The sequence below is a fragment of the candidate division KSB1 bacterium genome (genome assembly GCA_034506255.1).
Lineage (GTDB): Bacteria > Zhuqueibacterota > Zhuqueibacteria > Zhuqueibacterales > Zhuqueibacteraceae > Coneutiohabitans > Coneutiohabitans thermophilus.
Map to the genome: position 1 here is coordinate 80,910 of JAPDPX010000010.1, position 18,499 is coordinate 99,408.

The following is an 18,499-nucleotide window of genomic DNA, read 5'->3' on the forward strand; positions in this document are numbered from 1 at the left end:
CCGCTCGCAGGATTCGCCATGCGCCTGCTCGACCGCTACCTGCTCCGCAAATTTCTCTTCATTCTCGCCTTCGCGCTGGCGGCGGTGATCAGCATTTTCATCATCATCGACCTGGTCGAAAGCCTCTCCGATTACATCGACCGGCAGGTGCCGGTGGTGGTGATCTTCAGCTACTATTTTTACTACATTCCCTACATCATCGTCCTGATGATGCCCATCGCCATGCTGCTCGCCGCGATGTTCAGTGTCGGGCAGCTCAACAAGCACAACGAGCTCACGGCGATGAAAGCTTCGGGCCTTTCGATCCCTCGCATCCTCCTGCCGCTGTTTGTCCTCGGCCTGCTGGTCAGCCTGGTGATGCTGGTGTTTGCCGAAACGGTGATGCCGGAGGCCAATCAGCGCCGCGCCGAGTTGAAAAGCCAGTACATCGACCGCCTGCCGCGCAATCTGCCCACCCGCCATGCCAATCTCTATTTGCAGGAACGGCTGACCGATAACAACCAGCGCCGCAACGGCGAGCCGGCGGAAATACCGCGCAGCCGGCGCGTGTTCATCGGCTATTACAATGCCTCCGACAGCAGCGCCACCAAAATCAGCATTCAGGAGTATGACGGCGTCTTCATCGTGCACCGCATCGACGCCACCGCCATGCGCTGGCGCAACGGCCGCTGGGTGGCATTGCAGGGCTATGAACGCTTCTTCGCCGGCGACAGCGAAACCGCCACCCCCTTCGACACGCTGTCAGTGCCGCAGCTCTCCTTCACCCCCGAGGTTTTGACGAAAGTGCAGAAGGACCCCCAGGAAATGTCCTATCGCGAGCTGGAGCAATTCATTGCCGAGGTGGCCAACAACGGCGGTAATCCGCAACACTGGCTGGTCGATCTCTATCTCAAGATTTCATTTCCCTTCACCAATCTCATCATTCTGCTGTTTGGCGCGCCGCTGGCGGTCGGCCGCGTGCGCTCCGGGGGGGCAGTGGGAGTGGCGCTCACGCTGGTGATCACTTTTCTTTATTTCGGCATGGTCAAGACCGGGCAGTCGCTCGGTCAGAACGGCACCATTCCGCCGCTGCTCGGCGCCTGGCTGGGCAATCTGATTTTTTTGCTGGCGGGAGGCTTGGTGTTGTGGCGTGTGAAGACATGAGGCGGACCTCCTGCCCACGGTCACCAACCTTTCACCTGAATGTTACGCCTGAATTTTGCATGCTGGCCTGCTGTTCTCCGGAAGAAATGGCGGGTGTGACATGCACCCCTGCCGGAGTTGACCGCACGCTTGCCTGTGAGATTTCTCTGCACCATCCATCGGCTGAATCGGCCTCGTGATCAAATCTGCGTTCATCACGGAGGAGGGGCCAACTGCGGTGCACGAGGCGGTTTTCAAACACAGCCAAAACACTCGGGCAAAGATGCGAGACCGCAAAGATTTTTAAACCACAAAGGCCGGCAGGGACATCGCGACAAGCCCGGCGGCCTTTGTGGTTTTTGTGGTGTTGATGCTTGTTTGGGCAATTGCTGCAGAAAAATTTTTGCGTCTCCTGGCGGGGGAGCTTTCGCCGTGCCTGACAAGGCAAAGACATCGGATACGATGTCTGCACTGCAGTTTTCAGCCGGAAGCACTGGGCCAAAGCAAAACAACAAAGCGCCTCCGGTTTCATACTCAGCCGGCGGTCAGCGGCCACCCTGCGGGCTGGAGTTGGTCCAGATACTCGCGAAACCGTTGAATCGCTGCGTGTTCGCGTTCTCCCAGACGGTAAATGAAGCCGTCGAAGTAGGCCTGCACCTCGGCAGAGGTCAACCCCAGCCGCTTGCCGTGCAGCACCCCCCAGTCAGGCTGGCGCTGTTCGGCGCTCCTGGCGGCGCGTTCGAGGTCGGCCAGCAGTTGCTCGCGATCTTGTGCCGCAACATCACGGCGAATCGCCCATACCGCGAAGACGAAGGGCAGTCCGGTCCAGGCATGCCACTCATGGCCGAGATCGAAAACATAATGGAAGCCCGCCAGCCCGGCGTGCAGGCGACGCAGGGCTTCATCGCCGATCACCAGTGCCGCATCGAAGCGGCCGGCTTCCTGGGCCTGAAACACCGTGTGCATGCGCTGCAGCTCGGCCCGCACGCCGTATTTCTCCCGCAAAATGACCTTCAGCAATTCGATCGAGGTGGAGGTGTCGGCGGTGACCCCGATGCGCCTGCCTTCCAGTTCGTGCCAGGTGAAGTTGGAATAGAGGATGACGCTGTGCGCCAGGTCCTTCACCGCGATGCCGTAATCCAGCATGGCGTAATTTTTCTCGACACGGAAGTAATCCACCAGGGACAGGGGGCCGCCCTCGATCTGATGGCGTGCGGCGAGCCGCCCCATCTGCTGGGGGGACATCGGCACCTGCTTGACGCGTGTCGGCGCGAACTCGCGGTAGAACGGCACGCAGTTGAGATAGGGAATTTTGCCGAGGGCGTGCGGCGCGTGCACTGCCAGCGGGTTGTATAGAATGTCACGCTCCACCGGAATCTTGCCGCTGCTGCGGATGAGCTGGATGATGTGATTTTTGGCCAGGGCCACGGGGCTGGTGGCATGCGCCGCATGCGCGATGCGCTCCTCGCCAACCGTGCCGTCCATGTCGTCCGCGCCGAAATGCAGCGCCACGGGCGCGACCTCCGCGGTGAGCATGATCCAATAGGCCTTGATGTGCGGGAAATTGTCGAGCATCAGCCGCGACACCGCGATGGTTTTGAGATCATCGACCGCGGAGGTGTAGCGATCGACCACGCCGTTGTTGCCGGGCTGGTAGGCCAGTGGGATGAACGTCAGAAAGCCGCGTGATTCCTCCTGCTGCTCGCGCAGTTTGATCAGGTGCTGCACCCGTTCCTCCAGCGTCTCGAGGTGGCCGTAGAGCATGGTCGCGTTGGTGGGTATCCCCAGTTCGTGCGCGGCACGATGCACCTCGCGCCAGCGCTTTTCCCCGATTTTCTGGTTGAACAGCCGCCGCCGCACGCGTTCGGAGAAAACCTCGGCGCCCCCGCCCGGCATCGTGCTCAACCCCGCCTCTTTGAGCTGGCGCAATACCTCGTGAATCGGCAGCTTGAATTTTTTGGAGAAAAAGTCGATTTCCACCGCGGTCCAGGCCTTGATGTCGATTTGGGGGAAATGCGACTTGATTTGCCGCATCATGTCGAGATAAAATTCCCACGGCCACTCCGGGTGCAGCCCGCCGACAATGTGCACCTCCTGCAGCTCGTGATTGAGCTTGCCGAGAATTTGCTCGATGGTCATGGCGTAGGCGCGCGGGTCACCGGCTTTCACTGCGAAGTCGCAGAATTTGCATGACAGCACGCAGATGTTGGTGGGGTTGACCTGGCGGTTCACAACGAAGTACACCGCGTCGCCGCTTTTTTCGCGCTGCACCGCATGCGCCATTTTGCCGAGACCGAGCAGATCGTCGGTTTGCAGCATGGTCACACCGTCTTCCAGCCCGAGCCGTTCGCCCGCCCGGACTTTTTCCCAAATGGGGAGGAGTTTGGGGTCGTGGAATTGGATTGCAGACATGAATGCCATGGTTGATTCTTCCTTCGTTATCTGGATGCAATATTTTTCTGTTTGCAGTAAAACCGACCAAACGTCATCGCCAATACTCTTCCCATCTCCGCGCCACCCTCTCCCGGATCTCCTCCGTCATCACCAGCGGCCCGGGATAGCCCGGCTTCCAGGTGGCGTCGATGCCCATCACCCCGCGGTAAATCGGGCTGATGCCGTGCAGCGACTGCTCGCTGAAGATGACATCGCGCTCGGCATCGAAGCGCGTAAAGACGCCCCAAATGTAGCTTTCCCGGGAATGCAAATCAACATCCGCACTCACTGCAGCAATAATTTTTAGCGGGCGCAGTTCCGGGAGTTTGACCAGAGGTTCGATGATCCTGCGGCCTTCGCCCGCAGTTTTCACCAGCAGCAGCACCTCTTCATGAAGGCAGGCCTCCAGCACGCCGGGGAAATCCTGCGGCAGGCGCGCGATCACGTTTGACATTCTCGCCCTCTCTTCCCCGGCTGCCGGCCCCGTCTCTTTGCCCGGCCGCTCCGGCTTCATCGTGGCATCCAAAATCATCTTGCTGCCAAGATTCATTTTGAAGGAGGTGAAATCCAGCGTGTCGAGCGGCACTTTGGGAATCATCACGAAATCATAATGCGGATCGAAGTTTTCCCGGAGGGCGGCCAGCACCGCCTGCCAGTCGCGCACGTTGACGTGATCGGACACCAGCACGATACATTTGGTGAGCGCAAGCTGATCCGTGCCCATCAACCCCAGCGCGGATTTCATCGCTTCCTTTTGATAGCGCTGCTCCACAGACACCACGAGCAGGTTGTGAAAGCCGGCTTCATAATAAGCCCATATGCTTTTGATCTCCTTGTGAAGCAGGCGGGCGAGCGGCCCGAGGATCTGCTGCGTGGCATCGCCGAGGAACTTGTCTTCCATCGGCGGCTTGCCGACCACGGTGCAGGGATAAATTGCGCCGCGGCGATGCGTGATCTTGCTGAGATGAAAGACGGGAAAATCAGCCGCGTGTGAATAATGGCCAAAATGATCGCCGAACGGGCCCTCGCGCCGGGTTTCGGCAAGCGGCACCCGGCCCTCCAAAATGAACTCCGCCTCGGCGGGCACCGGCAGGGCGATGGATTTGCCCCAGACCATGGGCATGGGCGCGCCCCGCAGAAAGCCCGCCAACATCACCTCATCGATGCCCTCGGGCAGGGCGGCAATTGTCGCCAGCAGCAGGGCGGGATGGGTGCCCAGCGCCACCGCGATTTCGAATTCCCGGCTGAGCTTTTGTGCCTGGTAATAATGAAAACCGCCACCCTTTTGAATCTGCCAGTGCATGCCGGTGGTGCGATCATCATAAACCTGCATGCGATACATGCCGACATTGCGCCTGCCATCGCGCGGATCGTGGGTGAAGACCTGGCCCAGGGTGATGAAGCGGCCGCCGTCCTCCGGCCAGCATTTTTGCACCGGCAGGTGCGAGAGGTTGGGCTCGCTGACGACTTGTTGGGAGAGCGCGTGGCGGCAGCGCCCGGGCCGCGCTGCAAGCAGGCGCTTGACCACCGGCCAGTGGTCCAGGACCAGCCGGGGCTTGGGAGGCATGGCCGCTTCGACGAAATGAATCAGCTCTTCACCGAGTTGATCGGGAGGCTTGCCGAGTGCCAGCTCGATGCGGCGGGCACTGGCGAGCAGATTGATGGCAAGCGGGAAGCGCGCACCTTTGACGTTTTCAAAGAGCAGCGCCGGCCGCTCTTCCCGCAGGGCGCGCACCGCGATCTCAGTGATCTCCAGTTCGGGATCGACTTCGACTTTGACGCGATGTAATTCGCCGAGAGATTCGAGGTGGCGGGCAAAATCGCCGAGAGTTTTGAAGGACATAAATCACAAGCAGCTTGGTGCAGTGGTTCGAGCAGGCGGTGAAAAATGCCGGCGCGCCGTCCTTAAGAAGTCCGCGGGGTGATGGTGATGGTTGTCGGCAGGCCCAAATCCGTCATCATTTGCAGCAGGGTTTCGCGCAATCCCTGCTCCAGCGGCCGCACCATGTATCCCAACTCACGCTTCGCTTTGGCATTGTCTCCGAGATAAGTCACACCCGCCGAGACACGCAGGGTTTCCGCTGCGTAGGTTTCCGGGATTGTCAGGAAGGTGCCGAAGAAAGCGCTGAGTGCCGCCAGGAAGCGCAGCAACCCCGGCTTGGCGCGCAGCCGCGGCGCTTTGATGCCGGTGATGCGTTCGGCGATGGCAAAGGCCTCGATCAGGGTGTGTGGCGGCCCGGCCAGGATGTAGCTTTCACCGGGCCGGCCTTTTTCCATCGCCAGGAGATGGCCGCGCACCACGTCATCGACATGCGCCCAACAGAAAGCGGTGCGCTCGGGCAGCAGTGGCAGTCGGCGCTGCAAGTACTGTTTGAAGGTCTGCGCCACGGCGCTGGTATCACCGGGGCCGTAAACCAAGCCGGGCTGCACGATCACCAGGGGCAGCCCGGCGGCGGCCATGGGCACTGCGACTTGATGGTGGGCGAGCCATTTGGTGCGATCATATTCACTCAGATGCGGTCCGTCGTGGCGATAATGTTCATCCACCATGCGGCCGTGCGTGTCCGAAAAGACAGCGAGTGTGCTGGTGTACACGGCCTTGGGGATGCCCAGCTCGCGCACCAGTTCCAGCACATGGCGTGTGCCCGCGACATTGATTCTTTCCGCCATTGTGCTATCTTTGGCGCCGATCTTGTACCACGCCGCCAGATGAAAGACACGGTCGGCGCCGGCCATGGCCGGCCGCATGCCCGCCTTGTCGGTGAGGTCACCAGATGCGAGTGTGACGCCCGCCTCTGCGAGAGAAGCCGCCCGCCCGGGATTGCGCACCAGCGCCACCACCTCGTGGCCGGCCGCACGCAGCGCCCTTGCCAGACGGCCGCCGATGAAACCGGTCGCGCCGGTGAGAAAGTATCTCATCGCGTTTTTCCGCTCAACCGTCGCCCTGCCATCCGGCGGCGCGGAATGTCCGCCCGTGCCGGGTGTGGCCTCACATCATTTTCATGATTTTGTTTTTGACACTGACGGGATCGGCGACATTCTCGAAAATCACTTCGATGCCGGAGGTTCCCGAGCTGCTGAATTCGATGTTGCCGATGCCGAGCAGCCGCTGGATGAAAGTTTGCGTCACGTTGATGTTGCGCACGTCCTCCACGCGCACCGACTTGATCTCGCGCGCGATGTAGCCATGCCGGCTTTCAATGGTGCCGTCTTCGACCGTGAAGCGCCAGGCGTAGTGACGGAACACCATGATCAAACAGAGCAGCAACAGCGGTACGGCAAACAGGGAGAGCGAAGCGGCCGGATTGCGGCTGTCAGGCGTCACATATGACTCGTACAGCACCGCAAGCATGCCGGCCACGAAAAAGAGCGCCAGAAACATCAGACCCCATTGCCGCCGCCAGGCCGGACGAGTGCGATAAATCATTTTGCCGTCACCTTCTCACTTGTTGTTGCTGACAAGATGCGAAAAAGCCGGGCAACCTGCAAGTTGGAATTCCAAACAAGCAAGGAGATGAAGCATGACACAAATGGGCGAAGGTGGTTTGGTGATGATCGTGCTGCTCATGGCACTGGGCGGATGGGCGACCGTGGCGGAAGCCGGCACGGGCCGGCCGCGCGCCCGTGAAGCCGGCGTGGAAGTCGGCATTCTGCCCCCCGGTCCGTGGAATGCGATCACCGATGTCCGTGGCGTTAAAGTCGGCCATTGCACCGTGTGGCGCGGGGATTCGGTGCGCACCGGGGTGACCGTGATTCTGCCGCACGCCGGCAACATTTTTCAGGAAAAAGTACCGGCCGCGGTTCACTGCGGCAATGCGTTCGGCAAACTGGCGGGTTCCACGCAGGTGGTGGAGTTGGGCACGCTCGAAACGCCGATCGCGCTGACCAACACGCTGAGCGTACCGGTGGCGGTGCAAGCACTGGTGAAATACACTTTGCAGCAGCCCGGCAATGAAATGGTGACTTCGGTGAATGCGGTGGTGGGAGAAACCAACGACGGCTGGTTGAATGACATCCGCGGGATGCACGTGCAGGAGGAACATGTGTGGCAGGCGCTGCAGGCTGCCACAAGCGGTGCCGTGGAAGAAGGCAGTGTGGGCGCGGGCACCGGCACGCATTGTCTGGGCTTCAAGGGTGGGATCGGCACTTCTTCGCGGCGGCTGCCGCCGGGGTTGGGCTGCTACACCGTCGGCGTGCTGGTGCAAACGAATTTTGGCGGTATTCTCACCATCAATGGGGCGCCGGTGGGACGGGAGTTGGGCAAATTTTATCTGAGCGAGCAGGTGCAAAAAGCGCAGGAGGGCGGCTCGTGCATGATGGTGGTTGCCACGGATGCGCCGCTCTCCCCGCGCAATCTCGAACGTCTCGCCAGGCGGGCGTTGTTCGGCCTGGCCCGCGCCGGCAGCTTCATGGCCAACGGCAGCGGCGATTACGTGATCGCGTTCTCGACCGCGTATCGCATTGCGCAGCAACTGCCGCCGGACCGCCTGCAGCCCGCGAACGAGCTGGCGAATGAGGCCATGACGCCGCTTTTTCTCGCGGTCGTGGAGGCCACGGAAGAGGCCGTCTATAATTCCTTGTTCAAGGCGACAACCGTCGCGGGCAGAGGCGGACACAAGCTGGAGGCACTGCCAATAGCGGAAACACTCGCACTGTTGCAGCGCTATCAAGTTTTGCACCTGCAGCAGCGCCTGCCCGGCCTTGCGCAAGGCGGAGAGAAGTGAACCGCGAACTCCCACACCGGCCTGGCATGGGAGATTCGCAGCCATCCATGAGGTGGTCGCGAAGTCGGGTTTGTTGGAAAACCGCACCGCGCCGTCGAACCACGGCGGGAGCCTGCGGAGTCGAGCCGTGAGAGACCCGGGAGGCAAGCTCACCAATCCTGCCCGAGCCCGGCCCGGCTGGTGCGGAGTCGTCCGGCCACGGGCGCGTTCCGGGATCACTCAGGCGAGCGCGCCGTCGGTCTCAATGCGCAGCCAGTCGATTTCCCATAGTTGCAGCCTGCCGCGCGCATGAGGTGCTCCGTTGTCGTAAAGTGGCAGCGCGCGCGGGTGCCTGGGAGTGCCGATCAAGCGGCAGCCGTCGCGGAATTCGATCTCGAATTTGTTGGCCCAGAGATACCGCCGCAGCGCCACGACGTGTGAGATGTTTTTCATGGAGGCGATCTGTCGCAGCCCAATCCTGGTGGGGCCCATGGCCGTTGCGAACGTCAGCATCCGGTTTTCCGCCAGCGCCGTGATTTCGGATCCGTCATACAGTCCGGCATGAAGGGTCAACAGCGGCACCACTTCATGCTTGTGGTGCGAGGGGAACAAGTCGAGAAACATGTTGTTCTCCTTGGGCGATTGGTTTGTGCGGTGAGCCGGCGCGGCTCAGTGCGCGGTTTGCACGGCACTGCTTCTGGTCTTCTCAACCGGTTTGACTTCCACCGTGAAGAAGTCCTGGCTGAAGAGAAACCAGAGCAGCAGGAAGAGGAACACAAAGAATTTGACCAGTCGCCACATCCCCTTGAGTGGACTGCGTCTGCCAATGGCGTCAAGGGAGGGCGACTCACTTCCATCGAGAAGTGAGAGCAGCAACACCAGGTCTGATGCCCGCATTTTGCACCTCCTTGGCGGTAATTTGTGCACAACAATAGTGTGAATGAACGAGGCGGTCTGGAGAAAGCAAGGGATCGTGCGGGATGGTTGTTGCGACAACGGTCATGAGCAAAATCCCGCAGTGCAGTGAAGGCTTGTGACCGCTGCACCGATGAGCAGCCGGTCGTGGCAGCAAGGCCCGATCAGGGAAAAACTGTCGTCGCACGCGACCGGCTTTTCACTTCTTTAAACCGTACGAGGGAGGGTTGAAGTTCTTGCCTGGCCGGGCGGCGTGAGGCGGGAATCGTCACAAGGATTTGCTGTTGTCACAATACCGGCGCCGGAAGGTGATGCAGCAGCTCCGGAAAATTGAGGGCAGTGAGGTCAATAAATGGTGGCTGGTGGGAATGGTGACCGGTCGGCGGATTGGTGAGCAGCAGCCGTGATTCCCCGCTTTCGAAGGTGGCGGTGACGAAGAGATACTTGTTTTTGCCTGCCGCCTTTGCCGGCAGGGGAACGCTGCGGGTGAATTGCGCATTTTGCAGCTTGCGGCTGATGTTGGAAAATTTTTCCGTGGGTCGCGGACTGGTGCTGGCATCGGGAACCAGTTTGCTTTCCCAGAAATGGTAAAAGCGCTGCAGATCGGCATCCGGGATGGAGTAGAAACAGAGCAGCACGGAGAGCAAATTGTCGAGTTTGGGGAGCAGCTCTCCGGCCACTCGGCGGGAATTTTCGTTGCCGGGCGCAAGCAGGCGTTGGTATTTGCCCAATTCTTCCTCGAGTCGTGGAAATGCGCTGTTCATCAGCAGGTCTGGAAGAGCGGTAACCGTGATCGGCCTGGTTTTGAGCAGTTGGCTCGCGATCGCACGGATGTGTAATTCCTGCAACAGATACTGCGTCAGCGTGAGTCGCTGCCGTGCCCGTACCAGGGCGGGAGGATGTGCGCTTGCAGGCCGCGCGGTGAGCTGAATTTGTTCGTCCAGTTCCTGCCAATTGAAGGCGTCGGCATACGGGCTGTGGGGCTGATAAAATGCTTTTGTGGGTTGCAGCGAGGACGCCAGTTGCCTGCTCTGCGCCGCCGGCGGAAAGAGGTCGGGCTGATCGAGCGCCGCGCGCTTCAGGGCCCGTTCGAGCAATTCGGTAGTGGAATAAAAGTAAACCGACCGGTTGGCACGATGGTGCAGGATGGTCCAACTGCTGTGCATGAAGAAACACTTGGGGAACCAGCGCCGGCAGACCAGCTCCAGCAGCAGCCAGCGGCCCTCGTCGAAGCTCAGGGGCACGTGTTCCGGCGGGCTGCCGGCAACCGGTAGTCGCAGGAGGAATTGCCCGTGTTTTGAATCGGCCTCGAAGAAATGGTGGGGAATATACAGGTGAAAGTGATGAATCATGCCGGGCCGGCGTTGTTGCAAACTGTCCTCAACCTCACGCAGCGCGGTCTCACGCAAATTCCTCTGCCAGTCTTCCGTTGCGCCCTCGACCTGGTCCCAGGCGGCGACCAGGTCCGGGAAAAAAGCCGGCAGTTGGAAGTCGATGCCGAGCTCAGGATCGGAGATTTTCACCGCGGGTTGGTGCTGACCCTGCGCCAGCAGCGCGGCGGCGGGCGCGATCTCATCAGCGATGACAAACATCCCGCCGCTGCGGTGATGGCGGCGGAGAAAGAAATAGGGCCGGCGGCATAGTTGGAGAAGATCTGCAAGATATTCCACCAATTCGCGATCGCGCCGGCTGCCTTTGAAATCGGAGGGGGCGATGAGGAGGTTTTCTTCCGCCCACACAGATGCCGTTTGCAACAGGTTTTCCCGGCGGCTGGGATAGGCGGTGTTCACCAGAAAAAGCGGATACCCGCTGGGCCGATGTTGTTGCAAGGCATGCAGCCGTTTATGGCTCTGTTGGTATTTCTCGTATCCCGTCGCCCCCAGCGCCACGGCATGGTAAAAATGCTCGATCCACCCCCGCAACAGGGTCCAGCTCTGGTCACTCTTCGCTTTGGCATCCGGTAAAAAATCCCACTGGTTGGGGGGCGGCCAGTCGTCCAGCTCGGCTTCGCGAATGGCAACCTCCCGCTCTTTGGAACTGTTCATCCATTGCAGCAGGCGCTGGAAGATGAAGTCGAGCGCATGATGCACATAGACATTTTCGACTGGCACCGTTTCCTTTTTTTGCTGGCGGGAGAGATAAAATTCGGCCAGCTCGAGCAGCGCGAGGAAGCTCTCGCGGGCATTTGGCAAACAATGAGGGGCGAATTTCTGAAGCACAAGAAATTTTTCCCAATCGGTGTAGTGGGTGCCGCTTTTGTGAGGAGGGGTGACGGGGATTTGCAGAAGGCCGATGAGTGCCGGCAGCCGCAGCTCGCGCAGGCCGTAATGTTTCAGGAAGGCGTTGGTGTCGATGATCTGCGAGAGCGAGCCGGCGGAGATGATTTCACCGCGGGTGTCGTCGTAGGAAAAATAATCCAGGTAAAGATCGATCCAGAAAACATCATAGGGATCCCCGCGTAGCATCTGCCATTTCGTCCGGGCGATGGCATGGCAAATGCTCGCCGCAAAGTCCACCCGGACCTGTCCGCCCAGCAGGGCGGCGAAATTGCCTTTGATCAGCTCGCGCAGGCTGGCATTGTCTTCAACGACCAGAAAAGACCAGTTGCTTTTCGCAGCACGCACGGCATAACCTCCCCAGATAAATGTGCCACAGATAGTCCTGCTGAACGATTCGGAAATCCGGTGCCTCCGCCGTGTTCGAGTAGATGAGGTAACGCAGGATTTGCAGGCCCCGGTTCTCGGCACCATAACGCAGCAAGGCCTTCACCTCGTCGGGAAAGCGTTCGCGGATTTCGCTGCTGTTGCTGAAGTCGAAGACGAAATACACGCCCGCGTTCCGCGGCGCCGCCGTCAGTCGGATGACACACTCCTGGCGTCCGGTGAGCGGCGAAACAGCGACATGGTTGAAGAAATTGCTCAGCAAATTGTTGAGAATCGCCTCCAGACGCAGCTGGCCATCTTCGAGCATGAGCAGCGGCGGCGCCTGCACCGTGATTTCGGCGGCCGGCGAGAGAGCGGAAAAGCTCTCACGCAAGATGGCCAGACAGGCGGCTTCCGGCCGGCCGGGATGCGCTTGCACATGAGCCTGCCACCAGTCCATCACCTCCAGCCGGGATGAGCCGGCGTTCAGGCACAGGGAGGGATGGTGATTGCGGCGGTAGCTCGCGGTGAAACGCCGGCTCTTCAGCCAGGCGCGCCAGTTGTTGAAGAAGATTTCACTGAAAAACTGCGGCAGCAGCAATGATTTCCGCTGCCGTTCCGGCATCTCCCCGGCGGCTCTCCCGCTGTGGCGCAACAGCATCTCGCGGATGATTTTTTCCTTGTTGTTCTGCTCGATCAATTGCTGCACCGCCACCTCCGACTCCAACCCCTCCCGCATGTCCTCAATCAGCACTTCGCGTGTCACTTTGGCATCATGCGCCAGCATGTCGAGCATGCGGGCCTGTTCTTCCTCGCGCTTGTGTCGCGCCTGCTCTTCGAGCGTCTCCAACACGATCACTGCCTGGCCGAGATGGCTCTCCAAAACCGGCAGACATTTTTCACGACCGGGCAATTTCGACCAGTCGAAACCGAAGACCAGGGAGTGGTTGAGGATGCTTTGCGGAATGGTGTGGATGGTTTCGCCATGGAGCTGCGGGTCGATCCGCACCACCTGCTGGCGAAATGCCGGCGAGAGCGGATCCAGCCCGGGTGCCAGTTGCTGCACCTCGAGCTGTCTGGCAATTTCACCTGCTGGAATTTTAAAAGTGTAGAAGGCTCCGGTCTTGCTGTCATAGCAAAAATGCAGGGGCAGCTTGCTGTTGATCAAACGGATGACGTCCACCACCGATTCGACATGATCACGGGTGAAGCGGCTGATGAGCCGGCTGTTGTAGGCATCGAAGATCATCGCTGGGAAATAGTGGTTGACGTAGGTCCAGCCCTTGGTCAATACCCGGCTGAGCTTTTCGGCGACCTGGCGCGTGCGGTGGAAATAATCGGCAGGCAAAGCGAAGTAGGCGATGCCGTAGTAGACACCGTGGAATACGATGGGAAAGACGCAGTTGTAGAATTCTAAAACTTGAGCGCGGGCGTCGAGGTAACTGATGACGGGCGCGGGATTGGAAGTGCCCCAGTTCAGCAGGTCATAAAGCTGGCCATAGAGTTCGTAGAGATTGCGGTCTCCGGGCTGTAACTCGAAGTACTCGTCATTGCGCTTGAAGGGCTTTTGATTCAGGGCTGCGAACCGGTCCCGCAGGCGGTAAAAATCAATGGCATTGCTGGGAATGTCGATCTCGCGGCACAACACTTCCTCGGGCCGGCGATGCTGCTCATCGTAGCGATAATGATTCAGATAGATTTTCGAAAAACTGCTCGCCTCTTCGCAGACACGACGGTAAAGCCGCCCGGAAATATCCCAATAGTGTTTGGTAGGTAAATAACTGACCAGACGGGAGAAATGCTTGGAAGCGACATGTGGGACGGATGAAACCGGTTTGTTTTCCAGGATGACTTCGAACAAAGCTTTGATTTCCCCCTCAGCGCTGTTGTGCAAATCATCCCACAGGAAGTTTTTCAGCCGGGCAAAGGCGGGATTGTGCCGGCCCTGTTCATTGACATACTTTTGTGCATGGCGCAGAATTTGACGCAATTCGTATTCCGGCAGTGGCGGTTTGAGGCCGTAGTTGTGGAAAACTTCGTCACGGAAATCGAGCAGGGAAAAATTGAAGCTCAAGCCCTCGTCGAGGCGGAACTTCTCGATGCATTCGTCGATGATGTCCGCATAGAAGCGTTGCATGGCTTCCGTCCAATCAGCATGAGACGATTGGCTGTGGCTGCGGAGCTGTCGGGCACGAGGGGACCGGTTCTTATTGCTTCCAGACCGGCTGCGGCCAGTTCAGCCAGCAGTGCGGTGGTCTCGAAGAAATACATGCGATGCTGAACCGTCTGGCTGCCGGTGCGCAGGATTCGGTCAATCACGCATTCCCCGGTTTCAGACAATACTGCCTGAGCCGGGAAGGATTGCTGAATTTCGAACGCTGATTCCCAATGCGAGGTTTCCCGGCCGCGGCTGGCGGCCTCGCGCAACTGAAAATAACGCCCGATAGTGGCAAAATCCGTCAGAAAAATGCCGTTGGGTCTGAGCACGCGCCGGACTTCAGCAAGCAGCGCGCGGCGACCGGCGGCACCATAGAGATTGAGCAGGCTGAAAACACCGAGCACCGCATCGAAGCTTTCGTCACGAAAACCGAGGCCCAGAAGATTGCCCTGCACCAGGGCAGGCCGCGCATTAACAAAGCATTTTTTTGCGCAAATGTCAAGCATTGGCCGGCTCTGGTCCACGCCCACACAGGTTTGGTGCGGCGCGAGGGCGATTTCCGCCAGCATGGCACCGGTGCCGCAGCCTGCCTCCAACACGCGACGCGGCGGCGGCAACAGTTCGTCGAGTACCTCCTGAATCAGGCTGGCCCATGCCGGGTAGTCGATCAGATCATAGAAATCGTTGTAGAACGGCGCAAAGGCGTCGTAGAACTCGCGCAAGTGTTGCGCCTCAGTGCAGGAAGAATCGGGCATGATCAGGGAGAATTGCCAACCGGCCGGCGGGGCGGGAAGAGCGGCAGAGCAGAGGGCCGGCCAATGGTACGCGGTCGTCTGGTAAAACTCGTAAAAAATGCTTGATCTCTGGCGTAATCCAGTAGAGGTCCTGTGAAGTTGCCCGGGAGGCCCGCCTTCCCCGCAGGCTGCGGAGAAGAGATGGTTGTCATGTTGGATGGAACAAATAGTCTGCCGTAATGGTCACAGCCAACTCAGGCGGCAACCGGCACTCTTGCCCATTTGCAGCCATAGCGGCGGTGCACCATATCGACCCAGCGCCTGCTGAAGCAGCCCAGGCAGTATTGCTGCTCACGGGGCGTGTGGCTGCAGGGATGCTGGTGCAGTTCCCCGAGCATTTGATGGAAAAGCGAATCGCGGCCGAGCGAGCGTTGCATGAGCTGCGGCAGATCGGGGGTCTCGACAAAGCTGCCGCCCGCCAGTTCGCGATAATCGGGCGCCTGCAACAGATCGCAAGTGCCGAGCCAGTAGCCGTCGTAGCTCAAGCGCGCGCTGCGCCAGTAGTATTCCGGCACGATGCGCAGAATGAAGTCGATTTCAGTCTTGCCGAAGCACTGGCGAATGTAGAGCGAATGCAACTCATCCTCTTCGATTTGCTCCGGCTCCAGAATGCCGGCATAGAAGAGAGGCAGGGTCTGGTCGCCGTTGAGCAGGATCGAAAAGCGCTTCTGGCGGTCGGTGAATTTTTCGGCCAGCCGGCGCAGTTGCGTGACGAAGGCCAGGAGACTGCCCGGCAGCAGCGAAGGGACATTCTTGTCGACTGCCGCAATGACCGGCTCGAAGTAAAAATAGTTCGAGAACGCGGAGAGATGCTCGATCATCACGAGCACGTCGAAAATGTTGTCATTACGCAGCACCGTCGAGCTGCCGACCCGGGTAGCAGGCAGTCGCTCTTTGGCGAGCCTGAAATTGGCGACGACACGATCGCGCGTGCCGGAGCGGATGAAGTTGTGGGCATCCCAGCCGTCGATCGAAATGTCGATGAAGTCAACCGGCGTTTGCACGAGCCGGTCGAGATGATGCGGCAGCGTGAGACCGTTGGTAATGAAACCAATTTTGGCTTGGGGAGCGAAACTGGCGCGGCGGGCATGGGCCGTGGCAACCGCGAAGTCGAAGTTTTTCGACAGCGTTGGTTCCATGCCGCTAAAGGTCAACACGCGGACCTGCATGCGCATCGCCTGGCGGATGGCTTCTTCGAGCAATTCGACAGACAACGGCGGCCGGCTGCTCCTGGGATAATTGTCGTGGTAGAAGCAATGATTGCAGGTGAGATTGCACGCTTTGTGCAGGTCGATGTCGAACCACGTCAACTGTGCGTTTTCCACCAGCAAGCGATGGAGTGCCCCAACGCCCTGCGCCGACACCAGTGCGGAATCCGGCGCCAGCATCGCATCCCAGACTGCAAAAGTCGAGATTGCCATGTGTTCTCACCAAGCCACCGGCTGGCCGGTCGCTTTGTGTTGCGCGCGGCTCTTGATCAACGGCCGAAGATCTTTGAGTTCCGACTGTAGTTCATCCCTGCTCTCGCTGCCGGCGTCCTTGCCTTTTTTCAATGGGATGCCATCATAGATGACACCATACTTTGATCCTGCTGCACCTGACATTTTAGCGCCCTTTCCTAACGGCTGGAGGGCATTCCTTTGCTAAGAAGCCCTCCTTGGCAAAACCTTGTTGATTGCGAGAAACAGAGACACCAGGTAAAGATGGCGGCTCTGCGATCTCCGTGATTGTGTCAGTTGAGGTCATATCGTTTTCACCCTGCGGTTGGCCGCCCATTGTGACGCAATCGAGATGAAAACAAAAAACCACGATTTACTTGCTTCTGAGTCCCTCGCCGCGACTGCAGAATGGCAAGGGAGAAAGACAGCAATGTGGTCCTGCGGATGAGTTGAAGTTGTCGTGCGCTGGCGAATTTTTTGTCACGCCTGTTGGTGCGGTGCAGAGCTTGTTTGGCATGCGGCCAATACAGCACTCAGCTTGTAGTCAAAGTAATTCGAAACTTGAATGCGCCTAAAATTACACCTTAAAAGTGTCTTTGCGCAAACCAAGCACGATGATTTTTCTGTAAAATTTTATGAGCCAGACGAGCAAAATTCGGGAGAAAGAGATTTACACCAACCAGCAAGGATGCAAAGAAACTGTAAAGTTTTTCAGTCTGGTTTCTGTGATTTCTGCGATGAATCCTTTTTCAAGATGACGCGCATTCTATAGTTTCTTCGGATGACAAACGCAAGCCTGTTTTGTTCTGAACGGATAAAGTTTTCGCGGTTCATTGCGACAACCTGCGTGCTGCTCTCGTGTCGCAGGCAAGCGACGGCAATTGAGCCGGTCTTCTTTGCCGTTCTTTTACACGCCTGCCGCGATTGCCTTCCCCACTCATTGTGACTTGCCGGTAATAATCCGGCGATGAGTCGAAACCAAGAAAGCGTCAGCTCCCCTGCTCTGCCGACAGGCTGGTCTCAGCCTGAGCCGCGGGTGTTGCGCCCCGAAGCTCTCCATGTCTGGCGCATCCCGCTCGATCAGCCGGAAACCGTGCGCGACGGTCTGCAGCAGTCGCTTGCCGCGGATGAGCAGGAACGCGCCGGTCGTTTCGTCTTCTTAAAAGACTGCCACCGTTTCCTGGTGGCGCGGGCGGCGCTGCGCGACATTCTCAGCCGCTATCTGCACACCGCCGCCGGTGACATTCACTTCGAATACAGCGAGTTCGGCAAGCCCGCGCTGGCACGCCGGCATCATAGTGATCTGCAATTCAACCTCTCCCATTCCAACGGCCTGGCACTGCTCGCCCTCACGCGGAACCGCCGCATCGGTGTCGATATCGAATTCCTGCGGCCGGTGCAAGATTTCGAACAAATCGCCCGGCGCTTTTTCTCCGCCAACGAGGCCGCGGCGCTGTTTTGCTTGCCCGCAGCACAAAGGCCACTTGCCTTCTTCACCTGCTGGACGCGCAAGGAAGCCTATATCAAGGCCGTCGGAGAAGGTCTGTCGCATCCGCTCGCGCAGTTTGATGTTTCGCTGGCGCCGGATCAACCCGCCGCCCTGCTCGCCACCCGTCCGGACCCCGCCGAAGCAGGGCGCTGGTCATTGTACCATCTGGCCGTTGACGAAGGTTACGTGGCGGCACTCGCCCTCGAGGGCGGTGAGGTGCAACTCTCCTGTTGGCAATGGCACCCAGCGGGCATCCCGCACAACCCTTCCTGGCGAGGCCCCTGGTGAGAGTTGTTCCCCTGATTGGTGGCCGTGTCCTCCCGCTCACCCATTGCGATCAAACCGGCACTTTACTCGCCAGGATCCCCGCATTCTACAAGAAGCCGTCAAGATTTCAGCGTGATGGCGAATCTTTCGCCAGGACTTCCCCTGGATGTTATTCGGGATCACACTGCGAAGTTGTCGTGTGCGCTTGCCAACCAAGCACGCGGATACCGCAGCGCAGACCTCCTGTCTGCCTGCAGACTGCGCCACCAGCGCGACGGCATTTTCGTGGCAATCGAGTCGGCAAAACGCAAGCCCCCCGCCCCGCGGGTTGGATTTAAACGCGCACACAATTCCCGCAGTTGGGGCAAGTTGTTTTTATAGAAGAATCATCGTGCAACGGTTGGGGCTGGGCAACGGATCGCCGTGGGCTTTGTGAGTTTCCCCGGGCATGTTGATCGACTTTCACCCTGCCTGCTTCATTCGCACAGAGGCACAAGCCGGATGGATTGCTGCCCGGGAGCGCCGGCGCGGGAAGGT

General features: G+C 59.2%; 13 protein-coding genes and 1 pseudogene. 3 read left to right on the forward strand and 11 right to left on the reverse strand.

Annotation, left to right across the window (positions count from 1 at the left end):
- Nucleotides 1-18 precede the first annotated feature (18 nt).
- Entirely contained in the window at nucleotides 19-1,143 is a 1,125-nt protein-coding gene (gene lptG, locus ONB52_19390) for an LPS export ABC transporter permease LptG (protein MDZ7418296.1), read from the forward strand.
- Between the two features lie 513 nt (nucleotides 1,144-1,656).
- On the opposite strand, the gene ONB52_19395 is transcribed toward lptG, so the two are convergent.
- From ONB52_19395 to ONB52_19415, 5 genes and pseudogenes are all read right to left on the reverse strand, one after another.
- On the reverse strand, nucleotides 1,657-2,460 hold the full coding sequence (locus tag ONB52_19395; protein MDZ7418297.1) for a menaquinone biosynthesis protein: 804 nt from the start codon (nucleotides 2,458-2,460) through the stop codon (nucleotides 1,657-1,659).
- A pseudogene (gene mqnE, locus ONB52_19400) lies at nucleotides 2,455-3,543 on the reverse strand (aminofutalosine synthase MqnE). Before mqnE ends, ONB52_19395 begins: the two are co-directional and overlap by 6 nt.
- A 64-nt stretch (nucleotides 3,544-3,607) precedes the next feature.
- A complete protein-coding gene (locus ONB52_19405) occupies nucleotides 3,608-5,398 on the reverse strand; it encodes a UbiD family decarboxylase (GenBank protein ID MDZ7418298.1) in 1,791 nt (596 codons plus the stop codon).
- A 62-nt stretch (nucleotides 5,399-5,460) separates the two neighbouring features.
- Nucleotides 5,461-6,474 (reverse strand): NAD-dependent epimerase/dehydratase family protein, encoded by a 1,014-nt coding sequence (locus ONB52_19410; protein ID MDZ7418299.1) that lies wholly within the window; start codon nucleotides 6,472-6,474, stop codon nucleotides 5,461-5,463.
- 70 nt (nucleotides 6,475-6,544) lie between these two features.
- Nucleotides 6,545-6,982 (reverse strand): PH domain-containing protein, encoded by a 438-nt coding sequence (locus tag ONB52_19415; protein MDZ7418300.1) that lies wholly within the window; start codon nucleotides 6,980-6,982, stop codon nucleotides 6,545-6,547.
- A 124-nt stretch (nucleotides 6,983-7,106) separates the two neighbouring features.
- On the opposite strand from ONB52_19415, the gene ONB52_19420 reads away from it, so the two are divergent.
- On the forward strand, nucleotides 7,107-8,279 hold the full coding sequence (locus tag ONB52_19420; GenBank protein ID MDZ7418301.1) for a P1 family peptidase: 1,173 nt from the start codon (nucleotides 7,107-7,109) through the stop codon (nucleotides 8,277-8,279).
- A gap of 219 nt (nucleotides 8,280-8,498) precedes the next feature.
- On the opposite strand, the gene ONB52_19425 is transcribed toward ONB52_19420, so the two are convergent.
- The 6 genes from ONB52_19425 to ONB52_19450 all read right to left on the reverse strand — a co-directional run bounded on the left by ONB52_19425 (nucleotide 8,499) and on the right by ONB52_19450 (nucleotide 16,188).
- On the reverse strand, nucleotides 8,499-8,882 hold the full coding sequence (locus ONB52_19425) for a hypothetical protein (protein ID MDZ7418302.1): 384 nt from the start codon (nucleotides 8,880-8,882) through the stop codon (nucleotides 8,499-8,501).
- A 45-nt stretch (nucleotides 8,883-8,927) separates the two neighbouring features.
- Nucleotides 8,928-9,155 carry a hypothetical protein gene (locus tag ONB52_19430; protein MDZ7418303.1) on the reverse strand — a complete coding sequence of 76 codons (228 nt, stop codon included), beginning with the start codon at nucleotides 9,153-9,155 and terminating at the stop codon, nucleotides 8,928-8,930.
- 305 nt (nucleotides 9,156-9,460) lie between these two features.
- Entirely contained in the window at nucleotides 9,461-11,797 is a 2,337-nt protein-coding gene (locus ONB52_19435) for a hypothetical protein (protein ID MDZ7418304.1), read from the reverse strand.
- Nucleotides 11,757-13,952 carry a hypothetical protein gene (locus ONB52_19440; GenBank protein MDZ7418305.1) on the reverse strand — a complete coding sequence of 732 codons (2,196 nt, stop codon included), beginning with the start codon at nucleotides 13,950-13,952 and terminating at the stop codon, nucleotides 11,757-11,759. The genes ONB52_19435 and ONB52_19440 overlap by 41 nt, the downstream gene beginning before the upstream one ends.
- On the reverse strand, nucleotides 13,886-14,695 hold the full coding sequence (locus ONB52_19445; protein MDZ7418306.1) for a class I SAM-dependent methyltransferase: 810 nt from the start codon (nucleotides 14,693-14,695) through the stop codon (nucleotides 13,886-13,888). The genes ONB52_19440 and ONB52_19445 overlap by 67 nt, the downstream gene beginning before the upstream one ends.
- A gap of 266 nt (nucleotides 14,696-14,961) precedes the next feature.
- On the reverse strand, nucleotides 14,962-16,188 hold the full coding sequence (locus tag ONB52_19450; protein ID MDZ7418307.1) for a radical SAM protein: 1,227 nt from the start codon (nucleotides 16,186-16,188) through the stop codon (nucleotides 14,962-14,964).
- A gap of 1,054 nt (nucleotides 16,189-17,242) precedes the next feature.
- On the opposite strand from ONB52_19450, the gene ONB52_19455 reads away from it, so the two are divergent.
- The gene (locus tag ONB52_19455) at nucleotides 17,243-17,983 is read left to right on the forward strand and encodes a 4'-phosphopantetheinyl transferase superfamily protein (GenBank protein MDZ7418308.1); all 741 of its coding nucleotides are present in this window, start codon (nucleotides 17,243-17,245) and stop codon (nucleotides 17,981-17,983) included.
- Nucleotides 17,984-18,499: the final 516 nt, after the last annotated feature.

Bases quoted from the DNA above. Each gene is read 5' to 3' on its own strand.
- lptG (MDZ7418296.1), top strand. From the start codon at position 19: ATGCGCCTGCTCGACCGCTACCTGCTCCGCAAATTTCTCTTCATTCTC.
- ONB52_19405 (MDZ7418298.1), bottom strand. From the start codon at position 5,398: ATGTCCTTCAAAACTCTCGGCGATTTTGCCCGCCACCTCGAATCTCTC.
- ONB52_19410 (MDZ7418299.1), bottom strand. From the start codon at position 6,474: ATGAGATACTTTCTCACCGGCGCGACCGGTTTCATCGGCGGCCGTCTG.
- ONB52_19415 (MDZ7418300.1), bottom strand. From the start codon at position 6,982: ATGATTTATCGCACTCGTCCGGCCTGGCGGCGGCAATGGGGTCTGATG.
- ONB52_19420 (MDZ7418301.1), top strand. From the start codon at position 7,107: ATGATCGTGCTGCTCATGGCACTGGGCGGATGGGCGACCGTGGCGGAA.
- ONB52_19425 (MDZ7418302.1), bottom strand. From the start codon at position 8,882: ATGTTTCTCGACTTGTTCCCCTCGCACCACAAGCATGAAGTGGTGCCG.
- ONB52_19430 (MDZ7418303.1), bottom strand. From the start codon at position 9,155: ATGCGGGCATCAGACCTGGTGTTGCTGCTCTCACTTCTCGATGGAAGT.
- ONB52_19440 (MDZ7418305.1), bottom strand. From the start codon at position 13,952: ATGCAACGCTTCTATGCGGACATCATCGACGAATGCATCGAGAAGTTC.
- ONB52_19450 (MDZ7418307.1), bottom strand. From the start codon at position 16,188: ATGGCAATCTCGACTTTTGCAGTCTGGGATGCGATGCTGGCGCCGGAT.